We start from the raw sequence: 13,707 nt of genomic DNA on the forward strand, positions 1-13,707 counted from the left end.
CGCCCTCACTCCGCCGGCTGTGCGCCGTCATCCCCGGGCTTGTGATCGATCGCGCCGTGCGGACCGGCCGGGCCCAGCACGCGGCTGCCGTCGTCGCCCGGACGATAGGTGAGCAGGCGCCGCGAGAGCCGCGGCCCGAGCCATCCTTCCAGCCCGACTGCGAGGCTGAACAGCGCCGGCACGATCACCAGCGTGAGCAGCGTCGATACGATCAGGCCGCCGATCACCACCACGCCCATCGGCGCGCGGAACGACGAGTCGCCGTTGAGCGAAAGCGCGGTCGGCACCATGCCCGCCACCATCGCGATGGTGGTCATCACGATCGGCTGGGCGCGCTTGCGGCCGGCATCGACGATGGCTTCCATCTTCGGCACGCCCTTCTCCATCTCCTCCAGCGCGAAGTCGACGAGCAGGATCGAGTTCTTGGCGACGATGCCGAACAGCATCAGCATGCCGATATATACCGGCAGGCTCACCGGCATCCCCAGGATCGCCAGCATGATCAGCCCGCCCAGCGGCGCGTTGAGCAGCGAGCCCATGTTGACGATCGGCGAGACGAAGCGGCGATACAGCAGCACCATCACCGCGAAGACCAGGAAGATGCCCGAGGCCAGCGCGATGATGAAGTTCTGGATCATCTCGCCCTGCCACTTGGCCTGGCCGACCGTCATTTCGGCCACGCCCACCGGCAGCTGCTTCATGATCGGGAGTGCGTGGATCTCCTTCATCACGTCGCCCGAGACATAGGGCTTGCCCGTCGCCGGATTCATCGCGAGGTCGGCACCCACCACCAGGCGGCGCTGGAGGTTGAGACGCTCGACCTTGGTCGGCCCCGCGGCGAACTGGATGTCGGCCACCGCCGAAAGCGGCACCGAACCGCCGGTCTGCGTCTGCACGCGCATGTTCTGCAGCGTGTCGAGACGCGTGCGCGAATCCTGGTCGAGCGCCACGCGGATCGGGATCTGGCGATCGGACAGCGAGAATTTCGCGCTGTTCTGCTCGATGTCGCCCAGGGTCGCGACGCGGATCGCGTTGGACAGCGCCGCCGTGGTCACGCCCAGATCGGCGGCGAGGTCGAGCCGCGGCGAAATCACGATCTCCGGCCGCTGCAGATCGCCCGAAATGCGCGGCGCGACGACCGACTTCAGGCCCTCCATCTGCTTCATCAGCGTGAGCGCGGTCTTGTTGAGCAGCTCGGGATCCTCGCCGCCCAGCGTGATCGTGAGATCACGACCCGACGAGCCCCAGCCGAACTGCGAACGGAAGTTCACCCGCGCATCGGGAATGGCGAGCAGCTTGGGCGCCACCCGCTTCTCGAACTCGGTGCTGGTCTCCTTGCGGTTGGCGCTCTTCTTCTCCGCCAGATCGGCGGTGACTCGGCCGTTGCCCACCGAGGTACGGGCATAGGTATGCTCGACCCCCGGTTCGGCGCGCAGGATGCCCGCGACCTGCTGGACGACGCGATCCGTCTGTTCGAGCGTGGTGCCCGGCACCATCTCGATCGTCGCCGTCACGCTGTCCTGGTCCTGCGCAGGCTGGAAGGTCTGCGGCATGCCGATGAGCAGGCCGATCGTGCCGGCCAGCGACGCCACATAGGCGAGGATCGCCACCCAGCGGTGCATCAGCGTCCATTCGAGCAGGCGGACATAGATGCGCATCATCACGCCGCCGCCATGTTCGGCATGGCCATGCGCCTTGAGGAAATAGGCGGCGATCATCGGCGTCAGCATGCGCGCCACCGCCAGCGACATCAGCACCGCGGCGACGACCGTAAGGCCGAAATTCTTGAAGAACTGGCCCGAAATGCCCGGCATCAGGCCCACCGGCAGGAACACCGCGACGATCGACATGGTGGTGGCGAGCACCGCGATGCCGATCTCGTCCGCCGCGTCGATCGATGCCTGATAGGCCGATTTGCCCATCCGCATGTGGCGGACGATGTTCTCGATCTCCACGATGGCGTCGTCGACCAGCACGCCCGCGACCAGGCTGAGCGCGAGCAGCGTCATCTGGTTGAGCGTGAAGTTCATCATGTCCATGAACCAGAAGCTCGGGATCGCCGAGAGCGGGATCGCCAGGGCCGAGATCACCGTCGCCCGCCAGTCGCGCAGGAACAGGAACACGACGATGACGGCGAGCACCGCGCCTTCGATCATCGCTTCCATTGCGGTGTCGAACTGCTCCTTGGCGTATTTGCTGCTGTTGTCGAGCAGCTCGAAATGCACCTTGGGATTGTTCTTCTCGAGGGCCTGCAGCTTCTTTTGCGTCTCCTCGAAGATCGTCACGTCGGACGCGCCCTTGGCGCGCTGGATGTCGAACGAGATCACCGGATGCCCGTCATAGCGCGCGAAGTTGCGGCGCTCGGCAAATCCGTCCTTCACCGATGCGATGTCGGCCAGGCGCACGGTGCGGCCGCTGCCGGTCGCGATCTGGGTCTGGCCCAGCGTATAGGCGTCCTTGGCGTTGCCGACGACGCGCAGCGACTGTTCAAAGCCCGAGATCTGCGCACGGCCGCCGGCGGCGTTGAGGTTCACCTGCCGCAGCTGCTGGTTCACCTGGCTTGCGGTGAGGCCGAAGCTGGCGAGCTTCACCGGATCGAGCACGACGCTGACTTCGCGGCTGACGCCGCCGTTGCGCTGTACCGCCGCCATGCCGCTGATCGACAGCAGCTCCTTGGAAACGGTGTTGTCGATGTACCAGGAAAGCTGCTCCACCGTCATGTCGGTCGCGGCGGCGGTGAAGCTGGCGATGTCGTTGCTGCTGGCACTGTCGACGCGGCCGACCTGCGGCTCGAGAATGCCGTCCGGCAGATTGCCGCGGATCTGCTGGATCGCGCTGCGGACGTCTTCCACCGCACGGTCGATCGGGGTGCCGATCGCCAGCTGCACCACCGTCTGGGTGTTGCCTTCGGAGACCGTCGAGTTGATCTCGTCGATGCCCTGCAGGCTGCGGACTGCGGATTCCACCTTCTGGGTGATCTGCGTCTCCAGCTCGCTGGGCGCGGCGCCGGGCTGGCTGATCGAGATCCAGACGATCGGGAAGTCGATGTCCGGACTGTTGTTCACGTCCATGCGGCTGAAGCTGACCAGCCCTGCAATGGTGAGGAACAGGAAGAGGACGATCGGCGGGACCGGGTTGCGGATGGCCCAGGCCGAGATGTTGCGAAAGCTCATCGCGCCGATCCCTTACTTCTTCTGGAGCTGGGGTATGACCTTCTGGCCCGGGTTGAGGAACGCGCCCGCGGTCATCACCACGCGCTCGTTGCCGGTCAGCCCGCTGGTGATGCGGACACCCTGGTCGGACACGTCGCCGGCCTTGACGTCGCGGCGCACCGCCTCGTTCTTGTCGTTGAGGATATAGACATAGGTGCCCTGCTGGTCGCTCTGCACTGCCGACTGGGGCAGGATCACCGAGGTGACCGCGCCGGCGACGATCCGGGCGCTGGCGAAGCCGCCCGGACGCAGTGCCGGGTTATAGGGCAGTGCGATGCGGGCGATGCCGAGCCGGCTGGTCGGATCTATCACCGGCGATACCTGCCACACCTGGCCCTTGAAGCTGGTCTGGCTGCCGACCGGCGTCACTTCCGCCGGTGCGCCGACGTGCAGCTTCTGGACATCGGCTTCGGAGAGCTGGGTGCGCAGTTCGAGCTGGCCGTCCATCGCCATGCGGAACAGGGTGCCCGAGCCCGAGCTGACGATCTGGCCCGGCTCGATCTGGCGCGCGAGCACCAGTCCGGCTTCCGGCGCGCGGATGTCCAGCCGGCGGTTGCGGGCCTGGGTCTCAGCGAACTGCGCCTTGGCGACACGGACGCGGGCGAGCGCCTGATCGCGCGCGGCGGTTTTCTGATCGATATCGGCGCGAGAGATGAATCCGTTTCCGACCAGCTTCTGCGCCCGTTCGAGATTCGCCTGGGCGAGCTTGGCATCGGCCTCGGCGACACGGATCTGCGCCGCCAGCGACTCGGCGGTCTGCGCCTGCACCGAACGGTCGACCGTGGCGAGCACCTGGCCCTTCTGCACCCAGCTGCCGGCATCGACCAGCACGCGCGTGACGATGCCGCCCTCGCCCGCGACGCCCACGGGCATTTCGCGCTTGGCGGCCAGGCTGCCGTTGCCGGTGACGATCGTGGAAATGGTCTGCTGCCCCGGGGCCGTCACCGTGACGGTCAGCAGCTGGCTCTGGTCCTTGCCGCCCTTGGCGACCGGCACCTTCTTGTCGGACGGGCGCCCCATCATCAGGAAGGCGGCGATCACGACCAGCACCAACGCGCCCAGCCCGATCCACAGCCACCGCCGCCCGCGCCGCGCCGGTTCCCCCTCGAAACCGAGCTGCTCCTGCCGATCCAACATCCCTGCCTCGTAGTTCATGCGCCCACCTCGTTCGGGACGCGTGCACGTCCCAGGTCGCACTGTATTATAGGAATAAATCACCCGCCACAAGGCCGGTTTAGCAACGCGCGGCGGAATGCCCGGTTGCATGCTCAAGCGCAAGTGACACACAAGAAAAAGGTAAGCCCCTGCGAGTGCTTGCAAGTAATTCCAATCGTTTGCTCCGCCCGGTTCCGTTCAGCCTGCGTTCGTGTGCAGGCGTCGACAAGCCGGTACATCGAGACGACGAAACCACAGGAGGAACGTCCCATGATCCGTACCCTGCCGCTCGCGGCGATGCTGGCGCTGGTCGCCGCGCCCCAGGCGCTTGCCCAGGTGCAGGCCGCCGCTCAGCCGATCCCGGCCGACGGCACCGTGCTCGACGTCGTCGCGGAGGGCGCGAGCACACGCGTGCCTGACCTGGCGCTGATCCAGGCCGGCGTCGTCACTACCGCTACCACCGCCGGAGAGGCGATGCAGCAGAACGCGGCGCGCATGGCGGCGGTACTCGGCGCGCTTCGCAAGGCGGGCGTCGCGGAACGCGACCTGCAGACCAGCGCGGTCAACCTCGCCCCGCAATATCGCTATCAGGAGAACAAGCCACCGGTAATCACCGGCTATCAGGCGTCAAACCAGCTGACGGTCCGCTTCCGGGATGTCGCCAGGAGCGGCACGATCCTCGATGCGCTGGTCGCCCAGGGCGCCAACAACATCGCCGGCCCCAGCCTGACGCTGGCCGACGAGGAAGGCGCCCTGGACGAGGCTCGGCGTGATGCGATCGCCAAGGCCAAGGCGCGCGCGACCCTCTATGCGCAGGCCGCGGGGCTCAAGGTGGACCGGATCCTGCTGATATCGGAAGCAGGCAGCGCGCCGATGCCGCAACCCATGCCGATGCTGATGCGCGGCAAGGCGATGATGGCGGAGGCCGATACCGCGATCGTGCCCGGCGAGCAGAAGATCACCGCCAGCGTCTCGGTCCGTTTCCTGCTGGAATGATCCGGACATGAAAAAAAGGGCCGCCCCGGCTGGGACGGCCCTTTTTGGATCTGGTGGAAGCGGGTTGCTTAACGCACCGCGCCGCGACGCACCAGGTTGACGATCGCCAGCAGGATGACAGCACCCACCAGCGAGACCAGGAAGGTCATCGGGGTGATCACGCCGCTGTTGATGTTACCGCCGAACAACAGTCCGCCAACAAAGGCGCCAACGATACCGACGACGATGTTCAGGAAGATGCCCTGCTGGGCATCGGTCCGCATGATGATGCTCGCAAGCCAACCGACGACGCCGCCGATGACGAGCCAAACGATAAAGCCTACCATTCGTCCCTCCTTTACTTGCCCGGCGACCCGGGCGACGTAGAGGGAAATCCGCAAATGGTCAGATTGGTTCCGTCACGATATTTTGCGTTGTCAAGGGAACTTTCGCACGGCCGCTTTGAAAATCAGAACTTCTGCTGGCGCTCGTAAAGCGAGCGGTAATGCTGGATGCGGGTGACGCGCAGCCCCGGCATGCCGGAGCGATCGATCGCGCGCTGCCAGCCGGCGAATTCCTCGACGGTGAGGCCATAGCGATCGCACACCTCGTCCACGGTCAGCAGCCCGCCATTGACGGCGGCCACGACCTCGGCCTTGCGCCGCACGACCCAGCGGGTGGTGTTCGGCGGCGGCAGCGAGTCCAGGGTCAGCGGCTCGCCGAGCGGGCCGATCACCTTTGCAGGACGGATCTTCTGGTTCTCAATCATCTACCAACCTCATCGGGGCCGGCCGCCCCTGTTACGCAACCGTGAAACGACTTTTACCGGCCTGCCTTGAACATCGGCTAAAATGGCAAGGTAAACGCGCGCTTCACGCCTCTCCCCACTGGTGAAGCGCGGTTGCGACGGCGCGATGGAAGCAACCATCGACCGGCGCGAGCAGCGCTGCCACGGGAAGCGGCATCGAAATCCGGGTCTGGACCCGCGCGGTGGGACTGGCGGCCTGCCGGCTCGTCACCATCGCCATCAGCACCGCGAGCCCCGTGGGGAGCATCGCAGTGCCCAAGTCGCGGTTCGGATGGGCAAAACTCAAGTCCACCAATGCGTTTCCAGTCGTCTTTCGTGCTCGCAGTATACCCCTGCAGTGCTGAAAGGGCCGTAAAGGCGCCGAAAACTTCGGCTTAACTTCCGTGTCTGGCAGGTTTCCAAAGGCCCCGGGTGGCATCCGGAACGGGCCTGTCCTATCTGGGCGGCCATGAACCCCGGTGATTTCCAGCTAGCCGAGCCGCTTTCCGGGCGACGCATCGTCGTCGCCATGTCCGGCGGCGTCGATTCCTCCGTCGTCGCCGCGCTCGCCGCGCGCAGCGGGGCGGAGACGATCGGCATCACGCTCCAGCTCTACGATCACGGCGAGGCGGTGGGCCGCGCCGGCAGCTGCTGCGCGGGCCGCGACATCCGTGACGCCCGCGCGGTGTGCGACAAGCTGGGCATTGCCCATTATGTGTTCGACCATGCCAGCAGCTTCCAGACCCAGGTGATCGACGACTTTGCCGACGAATATCTGGCGGGGCGCACCCCGATCCCGTGCGTGAAGTGCAACATGGGGCCGAAGTTCACCGATCTGTTCGCGCTCGCGCGCGACCTTGGCGCGGATTGCCTCGCCACAGGACATTATGTCCGCCGGGTCGTGGGCGCGCACGGCGCGGAGCTGCACCGCGCCGCCGATCCGGCGCGCGACCAGAGCTATTTCCTGTTCGCCACCACGCATGGCCAGCTCGACTATCTGCGCTTCCCCCTGGGCGGCCTGCCCAAACCCGAAGTGCGAGCGCTCGCCGCCGAGCTGGGGCTGGGCGTTGCCGGCAAGCCCGACAGCCAGGACATCTGCTTTGTCCCCGACGGCGACTATGCGACCCTGGTCAAGAAACTGCGTCCGGAAGCGGAGACAGGCGGCGACATCGTCGACGAGAGCGGCGCCAAGCTGGGCGAGCATCGCGGCCTGATCCACTTCACCGTCGGCCAGCGCCGGGGGCTGGAGATCGGCGGCGCGCCCGAGCCCTATTACGTCCTGCGGCTGGAGCCGGAGACGAAGCGCGTGGTGGTCGGCCCCCGCCGCGCACTGGCGGTAGGCGCGGCGCAGCTGGCAGGCATCAACTGGCTGGCGGGCGACTATCAGGGCCCGATGACCGCCAAGGTCCGCAGCCTCGCCAAGCCGGTGCCGGCACGGATGGAAGGCGACCGCGTGCTGTTCGAACTGCCCGAATATGGCGTGGCGCCCGGTCAGGCCGCCGTGCTCTATGCGGGGGATCGTGTGCTGGGCGGCGGCTGGATCGCGGCAACCGAGCGGGCGGCAGCACTGGCGGCATAACCCGTTTACACGAAACGTTTTTCGGACGGTTTGCGCTAAAGCGAAGATCTGCCGCTTGACCCGTTCCGGTTTTTGGCGGAACGGAGATAGAGATTGCGCTGAAGCAACAGGATGGGTCGCACATCCATCGCGTTTCGAGTGAGACTTTGCATGCCTTCGATGCTGGCGGCCCCCTGGTGGGTTGCCCAACTTGCCACTGGCGCCAAGTCGTTTCGGGACAATCCCCTTATCGGATCGCAACGCCTCAATGCCGCCGGCCTGCACAGGGGCCGCGTGCGGCTGGCACACCACCTGGCATGGTCGCGGCGTGAACGCCTGACGGCGGGTCTGCCTGCATCCGATCGGGAAGCCTTTGACCGCGATGGCTTCGTCATCCTCCGCGACTTTCTGCCGCAAGCGCTGTTCACGGCCCTCAGGGAAGCGGTGCTGACGCAGCGCTTCGACACGCGCGAGATGCGCCAAGGCAACACCGTCACCCGCAGGATCGCCATCGGGCCCGCCTTCCTGCGCGCGATACCCCAGGCGCAACTGCTGCTCCGCAACGAACGATTTCGCGCGCTATGCCGCTATGTAGGCAGCTTCCGCAGCGAACCGCTCCATTATATCCAGACCATCCTCACCGACAGCGGTGTTCCCGATCCCGATCCGCAGACCAATCTGCATGCTGACACCTTTCATCCGACGCTGAAGGCGTGGTTCTTTCTCAATGACGTCGAGGAAGCGGATGGGCCGTTTTCCTATGTTCCCGGCTCGCATCGGCTGACGCCGGAACGCCTCGCCTGGGAGCATGCGCGCAGCCTTACCGCGGGAACGAGTGAGGACTTTCTCTCCGCGCGGGGATCGCTGCGGATCGCGGATGCGGAACTGCCTGAGCTCGGCCTGCCGGAGGCCCGGCGTTTCCCGGTGCCCGCCAACACCCTGGTGGTGGCCGATACGTGCGGCTTCCACGCACGCGTCGCCGCAAGCCGACCCAGCCGCCGCCTGGAGCTCTGGTCGTTCAGCCGCCGCAATCCGTTCGTGCCCTGGACCGGCGCGGACCTACTGAGCATGCCGGGTATCGCCGAACGGCGGATAGACGCCATGTGGCGCATCCGCGATCGCTTCCAGAACTGGACAGGCCAGCCCTGGAAGCCGAGCGGCAACAAGCTGGTACTGGATGATTGAGCGGGGCGACTGGTCTTGCGTCGACGAAGTTCGGGTGCAAGACGCGCAAGGGCGTGATTGCAGTTGCCGGTGCCGATGCTTGTCCTGGCAGCGCCATCGTGAAGATCACCGGGGGACGGGACATGGAAACGAGTAGCGTACAGACCATCATCGATCACGGCGCCGAGGTGATCCGCGCCGAGGCTGCGGCATTGACGTTGCTTGCCCGGGAGCTGGGCAGGGACTTCTCCGCCGCCGTTGATCTGCTGGTCGGCGCACCTGGCCGGATCATCCTCGCGGGCATGGGCAAGTCCGGCCATATCGCCCGCAAGATCGCGGCGACGCTTTCCGCCACCGGGAGCGCGGCCTATTACCTGCACCCGGGCGAAGCATCGCACGGCGATCTGGGCATGATGCGCAGCGGCGACGTGTTGCTGGTCCTTTCCAACTCGGGCGAGACGCCAGAAGTCGTCGCGGTGCTGACGCACGCACAGCGGCTGGCGGTGCCGGTCATCGCCATGACGGCGGGTGCCTCGTCGATGCTCGCGCGCAAGGCCTCGATCACGCTCGTCCTGCCCGCGTGCGGCGAGGCTTGTCCCGAAGGCGTCGCGCCGACCACCTCGACCACGATGATGCTCGCGCTCGGCGACGCGCTGGCGGTGGCGGCAATGCGCAAGCGCGGCACCTCGCGCAACGAACTCGCCCATTGGCACCCGGGCGGACGGATCGGCTGGGGCCTCCAGACGCTGGACGCGCTGGTGCGCCGCACCGAACCGCTGCCGCTGGTCCGCGCAACCGCCTGCGCCCGCGATGTGGTGCTCGAAATGACGTCCTGCGGCAAGGGCGTCGCCGGCGTGGTCGATGCCGCCGGGGACCTGATCGGCGTGATCACCGACGGCGATCTGCGGCGGGCGTTCGACCGCATGCTGCTTGCCGTGGCGGGCGAACTGATGACGCGCGATCCCGTGACGATTACCAGGGACGCCACGGTCGACGAAGCGATCGCCCGGATGCAGGAGAACAAGATCACCGTGCTGTTCGTGATGGAAAAGGCCGGATCGCGCCGCCCCTGGGGGCTGCTCCACATCCACGATCTGCGGCTCGGCGCCTGAGCACGCCGGTCATGGAGCCGAACCCGATGCCCCGCGGCGTGATCGTCATTCCCGCGCGCTATGCCTCCTCGCGCTATCCCGGCAAGCCGCTGGCCGCGGTGTCGGGCGCGAGCGGCGAGGCCCGGCCCCTGATCGCGCGCTCGATCGCTGCCGCCCGGCGCGCCGGGCTCGGCCTGCCGCTGCACGTCGCCACCGACGATGCACGGATCATGGCGGCGGTGGAGGCGCTGGGCGAACTGCCCGTGCTGACGCCGGAGAGCTGCGCGAACGGCACGGAGCGGGTTGCCGCCGCGCTGGAGGCGCTCGGCATCGAACCCGACTACGCGATCAATTTCCAGGGCGATGCGCTGCTGACCCCGCCGGACTTCGTCGCGGCGCTCGCGGCGTGGATGGAGGATCGGCCCGATTGCGCCGTCGCCACGGTGGCGATGCGGTGCTCCGCCGGCGTCTATGCCCATCTGCTCGCCGATCAGGCGGCGGGCCGCAGCGGCGGCACCACGGTGGTGACCGACGCAGCAGGACGCGCGCTGTACTTCTCCAAGCGCGTGCTGCCCTTCCTCGCCGAACCGCCGCGCGAAGGCGCCAACCCGGTGCTGCTGCATCTTGGTCTCTATGCCTATCGGCCCGAGGCGCTGCGCCGCTACCGCGCGCTGCCGCCCTCTCCTGCCGAACAGGCCGAGGGGCTCGAGCAGCTGCGCTTCCTGCACCACGGCATCCCCATCGACGTGATCGCGCTCGATCCCCCCGGCTGGGACCCGATCGAACTCAACAACCCGACGGACCTCGCGCCGATCGAAGCAATGCTCGCCGCACGCGGCATCGCGTGATGGAGCGGCCGCAGCCGGCCTTTCTGCGCATGCCGCCCTTCCCGCGGGCGCGCGTCGCGCCGCTTGCGGTAGCGGGCGCCGAAACTTCCCGCGCCGATCCGGCAGCGGTGGTCGCGCAGTTGCGGACGCTGCACATCGGCGGCGGCTTCTGGCAGGCGCAGCCCGAGCTGCCCACGTCGCGCGATCTGCTGTTTGCCCCCGCCTCCGCGGCCCAACTCCGGACGATGCTTGCCGCCGCGCCGGCCGATGCGGCGACGCGCGGCATCATCCTCGGCACGGCGCGGTCCGGCATGCCCCGGATCGGCCCCGCCGATCCGTGGTGGATGGCGCGCCGGTGCAGCGTCATCTTTGCCGATGCCGGTGACGAGATCGCGTTGGTCGCGGCGCTCGCCGGCTGCCCCTTGCGCCTGTTCGGCAGCGGCCGGTTCGCAGCGCTGGGCGACGGCACGGACCACACCGCGCTCGAGCGGGTCGTCGCTGCCGAGCTCCTCGCCGGGAGGGACTATCGCGACCCCTTCACCGGTGAATCGACACCGATCGCCGCCATCCTGACGCTGCTGGCCAGCTGGCGAGCGCTGATCGATGACAATCGCGACGTGACACACGTGCTAGGCATCGCCGGCTGGAAGCGCGAAACCGTGGAGGCGCTGCTCTGGGATGGCGGCCGAGGCCCGCGCTACCGGGCGGACGGTGCGCACAAGGGCATGACGCTGCTCTGGCGATCGCGGGTGCCGCCGGCGCAGCTCCAGCGGATCGAGGCGGAAGGGCGGCCGGTCGGCGAGATCGAAGACGGCTTTGTTCGCTCGGTCGGTCTCGGCGCCAATTGCGTCCCGCCGCTGTCGATCACCATCGATCGCCGCGGCGTACACTTCGACCCTGCCCAGCCCAGCGACCTGGAGGTGATGATCGAACAGGGCGGCTTTGCGCCGACAGTGCTCGCACGGGCGGAAGCGCTGGTTTCCCGCATCGTCACCGAAGGACTCAGCAAATACGGCCGCGGTGGCGCAGCGCTGGCCCGACCGGCGGGCGCGCGCCGCCATGTGCTGGTGACCGGACAGGTGGAGGACGATCGCTCGGTACAGTGCGGCGCCGGCGGCAGGACCAACCTGGACCTGCTGATCGCCGCCCGCGCGGCGGAGCCCGACGCCTATTTGATCTACAAGCCGCACCCCGATGTCGAGGCGGGGCACCGCAAGGGCGCGATCGACGACGCAGTGGCGCTCGCGTACGCCGATCAGGTTGAGCGCACCGCGCCCATTTCCGCCCTGCTCGACATGATCGATGCGCTGCACGTCCTCACGTCGCTCGCCGGATTCGAGGCGCTGCTGCGTGGCAAGCAGGTCGTCACGCATGGCGTACCCTTCTATGCGGGTTGGGGGCTCACGCGCGATCTCGCCGCGGTACCGGCGCGTCGCACCGCCCGTCGCAGCCTGGCCGAACTGGTTGCCGCGGTGCTGATCCTCTATCCGCGCTACCTCGACCCGGTCACCCGCCTGCCCTGCCCCGCGGAAGTGCTGGTTGACCGGATGATCGCCGACGTGGCCGCTACCCCCAGCTTCCTCGAACGATTGCGTACACTGCAAGGGAAGGTTAGACGCAAGTTCGCGCGCAGGGGACCCGGGCGATGAAGCATGTGCGACCGTTACGGCGATCATTTCTTTTTCTTCAGGGACCGCCGGGCCCGTTCTTCTGGCAGCTGAGCCGTGAACTCTCGGCACGCGGCTGCGCCGTACATCGTATCAACCTGAACGGCGGCGATCGCTATGACTGGCCCGAAGGCGCAGTCGACTATCGCGGCCGCCTTGAGGCCTGGCCGATCTTTTTCGATCGCTTCGTGCGGGAGCACGACATCACCGATCTGGTGCTGTATGGTGATTGCCGCCCGATGCACCTGGCGGCGCATCGCCTGGCCAAGCTGCGTGGTGTCGCGATCCACGTGTACGAGGAAGGCTATATCCGGCCCGACTGGATGACGCTGGAACCCGATGGCGTGAACGGCCACTCCACGCTGGATCGCGATCCTGCCTCCATCCTCGAGCGCGCCCGCGATCTGCCGCCGCTCGAAAATCTGCCGTCGATCACCGCAAGCTTCGGCCGGCGCGCGCGCGATTCCTACTGGTATTATCATCGCGTGGTTACCGGGCGGTTCCGCTTTCCCTTCTATCGCTCGCACCGCAAGGGCATCATCATCGTCGAGGGGCTGGGCTGGATCCGCAAGTTCGCGCTGAGCCGCCGCCGCACGGCCCAGGCCCGCGCGACACTCGCGGCCATCGCCGACAAGCCCTATTTCCTGTTCCCGCTGCAGCTGACCGGCGATTACCAGATCCGGGAACATTCGCCGTTCGGCACGATGATGACCGCGGCGGACTATGTGCTCGACAGCTTCGCGCATTGCGCGCCCGCCGATGCCCATCTCCTGGTGAAGGAGCATCCGCTCGACTGCGGCTTCCACAACTGGCGCAGCTTCCTGCAGAAGCGCGCGCGCGCACTTGGCCTGGAAGGGCGCGTGCATCATCTTGAGGGCGGCGATCTTTCGCAGCTCGCGCGCAATGCCCAGGGAATGGTGTGCGTCAACAGCACCTCCGGCACGCTGGCGCTATCGGCAGGCAAGCCGGTGATCGTGCTCGGCGAGGCGATCTACGACGTGCCCGGCATCACCCACCAGGGACATCTCGATCGCTTCTGGGACGCTCCCCAGCCGCCGGACATGGCGCTGTACGATGCGTTCCGGCGGGTGCTGCACGCGCACTGCCTGATCCGCGGCGGCCTTGCCAGTCAGTCGGCGACCGAGACGCTGGTCGCGAACAGCATTGAACGGCTGCTCGGCGACGCGCCGGAACAGGTCGCCAGCATCCACGAGCCTGCGCTGTTCTTCCACGGCGTAACGCGCTAGCTGCGCTGCTCGCGCCGTCGGCTG

The 13,707-nt window shown here is 67.2% G+C and carries 12 protein-coding genes; 7 read left to right on the top strand and 5 right to left on the bottom strand.

The annotated features are described in order from the left end of the window. Window positions 1-5 precede the first annotated feature (5 nt). Window positions 6-3,173, bottom strand: a complete 3,168-nt coding sequence (locus tag V7E00_RS14940) for an efflux RND transporter permease subunit (RefSeq protein WP_333573413.1) — start codon at window positions 3,171-3,173, stop codon at window positions 6-8. 12 nt (window positions 3,174-3,185) lie between these two features. Further along, window positions 3,186-4,367, bottom strand: a complete 1,182-nt coding sequence (locus V7E00_RS14945; RefSeq protein WP_333573414.1) for an efflux RND transporter periplasmic adaptor subunit — start codon at window positions 4,365-4,367, stop codon at window positions 3,186-3,188. Between the two features lie 270 nt (window positions 4,368-4,637). Here V7E00_RS14945 and V7E00_RS14950 point away from each other — a divergent pair, with 270 nt between their 5' ends. Then, window positions 4,638-5,363: an SIMPL domain-containing protein gene (locus V7E00_RS14950; RefSeq protein ID WP_333573415.1), complete on the top strand. Its 726-nt coding sequence runs from the start codon at window positions 4,638-4,640 to the stop codon at window positions 5,361-5,363. 68 nt (window positions 5,364-5,431) lie between these two features. Here V7E00_RS14950 and V7E00_RS14955 read toward each other — a convergent pair whose 3' ends face one another. The 3 genes from V7E00_RS14955 to V7E00_RS14965 all read right to left on the bottom strand — a co-directional run bounded on the left by V7E00_RS14955 (window position 5,432) and on the right by V7E00_RS14965 (window position 6,442). Continuing rightward, window positions 5,432-5,689: a GlsB/YeaQ/YmgE family stress response membrane protein gene (locus V7E00_RS14955; protein WP_064310489.1), complete on the bottom strand. Its 258-nt coding sequence runs from the start codon at window positions 5,687-5,689 to the stop codon at window positions 5,432-5,434. A gap of 122 nt (window positions 5,690-5,811) precedes the next feature. Beyond that, a complete protein-coding gene (gene sciP / locus V7E00_RS14960; protein WP_066721323.1) occupies window positions 5,812-6,111 on the bottom strand; it encodes a CtrA inhibitor SciP in 300 nt (99 codons plus the stop codon). Between the two features lie 103 nt (window positions 6,112-6,214). After that, a complete protein-coding gene (locus V7E00_RS14965; RefSeq protein ID WP_333573416.1) occupies window positions 6,215-6,442 on the bottom strand; it encodes a hypothetical protein in 228 nt (75 codons plus the stop codon). 156 nt (window positions 6,443-6,598) lie between these two features. Between V7E00_RS14965 and mnmA the strand changes: the two genes are divergently transcribed. The 6 genes from mnmA (at window position 6,599) to V7E00_RS14995 (ending at window position 13,683) form a co-directional block, all read left to right on the top strand. Then, window positions 6,599-7,708 (top strand): tRNA 2-thiouridine(34) synthase MnmA, encoded by a 1,110-nt coding sequence (mnmA, locus tag V7E00_RS14970; RefSeq protein WP_333573417.1) that lies wholly within the window; start codon window positions 6,599-6,601, stop codon window positions 7,706-7,708. 150 nt (window positions 7,709-7,858) lie between these two features. Then, window positions 7,859-8,872, top strand: coding sequence for a phytanoyl-CoA dioxygenase family protein (locus tag V7E00_RS14975; RefSeq protein ID WP_333573418.1), 1,014 nt, complete (start codon window positions 7,859-7,861; stop codon window positions 8,870-8,872). Window positions 8,873-8,994: 122 nt separating this feature from the next. Further along, the gene (locus V7E00_RS14980; RefSeq protein ID WP_333572582.1) at window positions 8,995-9,963 is read left to right on the top strand and encodes a KpsF/GutQ family sugar-phosphate isomerase; all 969 of its coding nucleotides are present in this window, start codon (window positions 8,995-8,997) and stop codon (window positions 9,961-9,963) included. A 26-nt stretch (window positions 9,964-9,989) separates the two neighbouring features. Further along, window positions 9,990-10,790 (top strand): 3-deoxy-manno-octulosonate cytidylyltransferase, encoded by an 801-nt coding sequence (locus V7E00_RS14985; RefSeq protein ID WP_333572583.1) that lies wholly within the window; start codon window positions 9,990-9,992, stop codon window positions 10,788-10,790. Continuing rightward, on the top strand, window positions 10,790-12,418 hold the full coding sequence (locus V7E00_RS14990; RefSeq protein ID WP_333573419.1) for a capsular polysaccharide export protein, LipB/KpsS family: 1,629 nt from the start codon (window positions 10,790-10,792) through the stop codon (window positions 12,416-12,418). The genes V7E00_RS14985 and V7E00_RS14990 overlap by 1 nt, the downstream gene beginning before the upstream one ends. After that, complete coding sequence (locus tag V7E00_RS14995; RefSeq protein WP_333573420.1) at window positions 12,415-13,683, top strand: capsule biosynthesis protein; 1,269 nt, start codon at window positions 12,415-12,417, stop codon at window positions 13,681-13,683. The genes V7E00_RS14990 and V7E00_RS14995 overlap by 4 nt, the downstream gene beginning before the upstream one ends. Window positions 13,684-13,707 lie beyond the last annotated feature (24 nt).

The sequence above is a fragment of the Sphingomonas sp. genome, assembly GCF_036731925.1.
Taxonomy (GTDB): domain Bacteria; phylum Pseudomonadota; class Alphaproteobacteria; order Sphingomonadales; family Sphingomonadaceae; genus Sphingomonas.

Excerpts from the sequence above, each read along its gene's own strand:
- V7E00_RS14995 (WP_333573420.1), top strand. The coding sequence starts at position 12,415 with ATGAAGCATGTGCGACCGTTACGGCGATCATTTCTTTTTCTTCAGGGA.
- V7E00_RS14980 (WP_333572582.1), top strand. The coding sequence starts at position 8,995 with ATGGAAACGAGTAGCGTACAGACCATCATCGATCACGGCGCCGAGGTG.
- V7E00_RS14975 (WP_333573418.1), top strand. The coding sequence starts at position 7,859 with ATGCCTTCGATGCTGGCGGCCCCCTGGTGGGTTGCCCAACTTGCCACT.
- V7E00_RS14940 (WP_333573413.1), bottom strand. The coding sequence starts at position 3,173 with ATGAGCTTTCGCAACATCTCGGCCTGGGCCATCCGCAACCCGGTCCCG.
- mnmA (WP_333573417.1), top strand. The coding sequence starts at position 6,599 with ATGAACCCCGGTGATTTCCAGCTAGCCGAGCCGCTTTCCGGGCGACGC.
- V7E00_RS14950 (WP_333573415.1), top strand. The coding sequence starts at position 4,638 with ATGATCCGTACCCTGCCGCTCGCGGCGATGCTGGCGCTGGTCGCCGCG.
- V7E00_RS14945 (WP_333573414.1), bottom strand. The coding sequence starts at position 4,367 with ATGAACTACGAGGCAGGGATGTTGGATCGGCAGGAGCAGCTCGGTTTC.
- V7E00_RS14985 (WP_333572583.1), top strand. The coding sequence starts at position 9,990 with ATGCCCCGCGGCGTGATCGTCATTCCCGCGCGCTATGCCTCCTCGCGC.
- sciP (WP_066721323.1), bottom strand. The coding sequence starts at position 6,111 with ATGATTGAGAACCAGAAGATCCGTCCTGCAAAGGTGATCGGCCCGCTC.
- V7E00_RS14955 (WP_064310489.1), bottom strand. The coding sequence starts at position 5,689 with ATGGTAGGCTTTATCGTTTGGCTCGTCATCGGCGGCGTCGTCGGTTGG.
- V7E00_RS14990 (WP_333573419.1), top strand. The coding sequence starts at position 10,790 with ATGGAGCGGCCGCAGCCGGCCTTTCTGCGCATGCCGCCCTTCCCGCGG.